Consider the following 4,148-nt stretch of genomic DNA (forward strand, 5'->3'; position numbering starts at 1 on the left):
GGTGACGCCGGGGATTTCGCGCAATTCGTCCGAAACGCCGAGCGCCTTGCGCTTGTCGTCGTGCTCGGCCTCGATCTTCTCCAGATATTCGCGGGCGCGGGTCTGGATCTCCGAAGCGGTGTCCTCGTCGAAACCATCGATAGAGGCGATCTCGCCGGAATCGACATAAGCGACTTCCTCAACGCTGGTGAAGCCTTCGGAGGCCAGCACCTGGCCGACCATCTCGTCGACGTCGAGGGCTTCCATGAACAGCGACGAACGCTCGACGAATTCCTTCTGGCGGCGCTCGGATTCTTCGGCTTCGGTCAGGATATCGATATCCCAGCCGGTCAGCTGCGAAGCCAGACGCACGTTCTGGCCGCGGCGACCGATGGCCAGCGACAGCTGGTCGTCGGGAACCACGACTTCGATGCGTTCGGCATCCTCGTCGAGCACGACCTTGGCGACTTCCGCCGGCTGCAGCGCATTGACGATGAAGGACGCCGCAGAAGGCGACCACGGAATGATGTCGATCTTCTCACCCTGCAATTCGCCGACGACCGCCTGGACGCGGCTGCCGCGCATGCCGACGCAGGCGCCGACCGGATCGATCGATGAGTCCCGCGAGATGACGGCGATCTTGGCGCGCGAACCTGGGTCGCGGGCGACCGACTTGATCTCGATGATGCCGTCATAGATTTCCGGCACTTCCATGGTGAACAGCTTGGCCATGAACTGCGGATGGGTGCGCGACAGGAAAATCTGCGGGCCGCGCTGCTCGCGGCGCACATCGTAGACATAGGCGCGGACGCGGTCGCCATATTTGTAGTTCTCGCGCGGGATCAGCTCATCGCGACGGATGATCGCTTCGCCGCGGCCGAGATCGACGATGACATTGCCGTATTCGACGCGCTTGACGGTACCGTTGACGATCTCGCCGATGCGGTCCTTGTACTCGTCATACTGGCGGTCGCGTTCGGCCTCGCGGACCTTCTGGACGATGACCTGCTTGGCCGACTGGGCGGCGATGCGGCCGAAATCCATGGGCGGCAGCTGTTCGGCAATGAAGTCGCCGAGCTGGGCGTCGGGATTGCGCTCGCGAGCCGAGGAAATGGCGATCTGCGTGGCGTAGTCATCGACCTTCTCGACCACTTCCATCAGCCGCTGCAGCTTCATCTCACCGGTGTTCGGGTTGATGTCGGCGCGGATGTTGGTCTCCTGACCGTAACGCGAGCGCGCCGCCTTCTGGATCGCATCGGCCATGGCGGCGATGACGATCGACTTGTCGATCGACTTTTCACGCGCGACCGCGTCGGCGATCTGCAGCAATTCAAGTCTGTTGGCGCTTACAACCATCGTTTTTCTCCCGAGCTTGTTTGCCGGACCTTTGCGCCCGGCAGCTCAATCATAGTTCCTGTTCGTGTTCTTCCGTGGCGTCCGCTTCCGCACCCGACTCGTCGTCGTCCGGTTCGCCACGGCGCTTCTTGGCTTCCTTGCGCGCCCTGTTGTCCTTCGACAGGGCATCGCGGATGAGATCGTCGGTCAGGATCAGGCGCACATCGGCAATCGCGTCATAGGGGACGCGCACCGTCGGCTCCTCGCCATAGGCTGCCTTGTCGCGCTCGATCAGCACATCGTCTTCGCCGGCTTCGGCGATCTTGCCCTTGAAGCGCTTGCGGTCGGCGACGACGATCGATGTTTCCATTTTCACCAGATGACCCGTCCAGGTCGTGAAATCCGATTTGCGGACCAGCGGCCGGTCGATGCCGGGCGACGAGACTTCAAGATGGTAGGCCTTTTCGATCGGATCATCGACATCGAGCGCCGGCGACACCGCGCGGCTGACCTCTTCGCAATCCTCGACGGTCATGGTGCCGTCCTCGCGTTCGGCCATGATCTGCAGCGTCAGCCCGTTCTGGCCCGACAGATGCACCCGCACGAGGCGGAAGCCGATGCCGCGCAGAACCGGCTGGACGATCAGCGCGATGCGCGCATCGATGCCGCTTTCGCGGATGATGCGATCGTCGCCCTCGCTTGCCGTTGCAGTCATTGAAGCCCTGTCGTTCTCTACCAAGTTATCGGCAGGTAATAAAAAAGAGCGGGACCGGGTGGACCCACTCTTCGTCATACCGACCAAGAATTTGAGGCTGATATAGACGATCGCGGCCTGTGTTTCAAGCCCGCTATGCTGGTCGGGCAACGCTGCCATCGAGGTGGCCCCCGCCAGCGTTGCATGGAGCGCATGGCGCCCATGCGGCGGCCCCAATGGGATTGGCGCTGAAACGCACCTACTTACGCTGCGCTGCACAAAGGTGGCCGTGCGTCACACGTGCGCGAAAGGACATGATCATGAGCAATCGCAAGATATTTTCTGCAATAGGCGACTTCTTCACCGTATTCGGCAGCGCCGTGGCCGCTTCACGGGCCGTAGAAGCCGGTCGCAGGCCGCGCGCCGACGACCTGCGCAACCTCGGCGTCGAGCCTGCCGCCTTCGATCGCATCGGCCGCCGATTCTAGCTTTGACGCAATTCCGGACGGAAAACCGTTTCACACTTTTCCTGGAATTGCTCTAAGACCGCGAGCCTATTTCCGAATGAAGGTAAGATAGGCCGGCCGCCGGCCCTCACGAATGGCCTTGGCCTCGTAACGGGTGCCCGGCCAACCATCATAGGGCCGGTGCCAGTCCGCCGCCTCGCAAGCCTGCCATGCGAACGCGCCATGCGCGCGGCAATGCAGCAAGGTCCAGTTGACATAAGTGTCGATGTCGGAGGCGAAGCGGAATTTTGAACCAGGCTTCAGCACGCGCGCGAACCGCTCGAGATTGACCGGGCTTACGAAACGTCGCTTCCAGTGTTTCTTCTTCGGCCAGGGGTCGGGATAGAGCAGATCGAGGCCGCCGAGCGAGGCCTGCGGCAGCCAGTCGAGCAGCCTTGTGGCGTCGTCGTCATAAACCCGCAGATTGGCGAGCGGTTTCTCGCGCACCGCCATCATCATCTTGGCCATGCCGTTGACGAAGGGCTCGACGCCGATAAAGCCGATCGAAGGCGCCTCGGTCGCGCGGTGCAGGAGATGTTCGCCACCGCCGAAGCCAATCTCGAGGCGAACCGCGCTGACATCGGTCTGAAACAGAGTTTGCAGATCGGCCGGCGGCTCGGCCGCCAGATCGAGCCGATATACACCGAAGCCGCTTTCCAGCGCGGCCGCCTGTTGCGGACGCATGGTCTTGCCGCGCCGGCGACCGAAAAAGGCTTCGGTCGCGCGGCTTGGTCTGTCCTTCGGATCCATGGCGGGACTTCGCGGCGCCGCTGTCAGGCGGCGACCGCGTCCTTGAGCGCCTTGGCGAGATCGGTCTTTTCCCAGGAGAAAGACCCATCACGGCCGGCCTTGCGGCCGAAATGGCCGTAGGACGACGTCTTGGCGTAGATCGGTTTGTTGAGATCGAGGTGACGGCGGATGCCCGACGGCGACAGATCCATCACCGTGCGCAGCGCGTCCTCGAGCTTTGCCTCGTCGACCTTGCCGGTACCATGCAAGTCGACATAGACCGACAGCGGCTGGGCGACGCCGATGGCGTAGGAAAGCTGGATGGTGCAGCGGTCGGCGAGTTTCGCCGCCACCACGTTCTTGGCCAGGTAGCGCGCCGCATAGGCTGCCGAACGATCCACCTTGGTGGTGTCCTTGCCGGAGAAAGCGCCGCCGCCATGGGGTGCGGCACCACCGTAGGTGTCGACGATGATCTTGCGGCCGGTCAGGCCGGCGTCGCCGTCCGGCCCGCCGATGACGAACTTGCCGGTCGGATTGATGTACCACATGCAATCGTCGGCGATCTTGAGGTCGCCCAGCGCCTCGCGGATATAGGGTTCGACGACCTTGCGGACCTTCTTTGAATCCCAGCTCGCATCGAGATGCTGCGTGGACAGCACGATCTGCGTCGCCTCGGCGGCCTTGCCATCGACATAGCGAACGGTGACCTGGCTCTTGGCATCCGGCCCGAGCCTGCCGGCTTCACCGCTGCCTTCGTGACGGGCAGCAGCCAGCAGTTCGAGGATCTTGTGGCTGTAGTAGATCGGCGCCGGCATCAAATCCGGCGTCTCGCGGCAGGCATAACCGAACATGATGCCCTGGTCGCCGGCACCCTCTTCGCCCTGACGGTCGGCAGCGTTGTCGAC

Annotated in this window: 5 protein-coding genes; 1 reads left to right on the forward strand and 4 read right to left on the reverse strand. The window is 62.9% G+C overall.

Translation table 11 applies throughout. The features are described from left to right. Together nusA and rimP are read right to left on the reverse strand one after the other, a co-directional pair. A partial coding sequence (nusA, locus tag EN994_RS20480) for a transcription termination factor NusA (RefSeq protein WP_127307763.1) occupies nucleotides 1–1,335 on the reverse strand: 1,335 nt, incomplete at its 3' end. A gap of 49 nt (nucleotides 1,336–1,384) precedes the next feature. After that, nucleotides 1,385–2,029 (reverse strand): ribosome maturation factor RimP, encoded by a 645-nt coding sequence (rimP, locus tag EN994_RS20485; RefSeq protein WP_013527897.1) that lies wholly within the window; start codon nucleotides 2,027–2,029, stop codon nucleotides 1,385–1,387. A 299-nt stretch (nucleotides 2,030–2,328) separates the two neighbouring features. On the opposite strand from rimP, the gene EN994_RS20490 reads away from it, so the two are divergent. Further along, complete coding sequence (locus tag EN994_RS20490) at nucleotides 2,329–2,496, forward strand: hypothetical protein (protein WP_013527898.1); 168 nt, start codon at nucleotides 2,329–2,331, stop codon at nucleotides 2,494–2,496. Between the two features lie 66 nt (nucleotides 2,497–2,562). Here EN994_RS20490 and EN994_RS20495 read toward each other — a convergent pair whose 3' ends face one another. Together EN994_RS20495 and metK are read right to left on the reverse strand one after the other, a co-directional pair. Continuing rightward, complete coding sequence (locus EN994_RS20495; protein ID WP_024503462.1) at nucleotides 2,563–3,264, reverse strand: tRNA (guanosine(46)-N(7))-methyltransferase TrmB; 702 nt, start codon at nucleotides 3,262–3,264, stop codon at nucleotides 2,563–2,565. A 23-nt stretch (nucleotides 3,265–3,287) separates the two neighbouring features. Beyond that, nucleotides 3,288–4,148, reverse strand: an 861-nt coding sequence (gene metK, locus EN994_RS20500; protein WP_127307764.1) for a methionine adenosyltransferase, incomplete at its 5' end; no start/stop codon positions are given.

The organism is Mesorhizobium sp. M7A.F.Ca.CA.002.09.1.1 (assembly GCF_003998555.1).
Lineage (GTDB): Bacteria > Pseudomonadota > Alphaproteobacteria > Rhizobiales > Rhizobiaceae > Mesorhizobium > Mesorhizobium ciceri.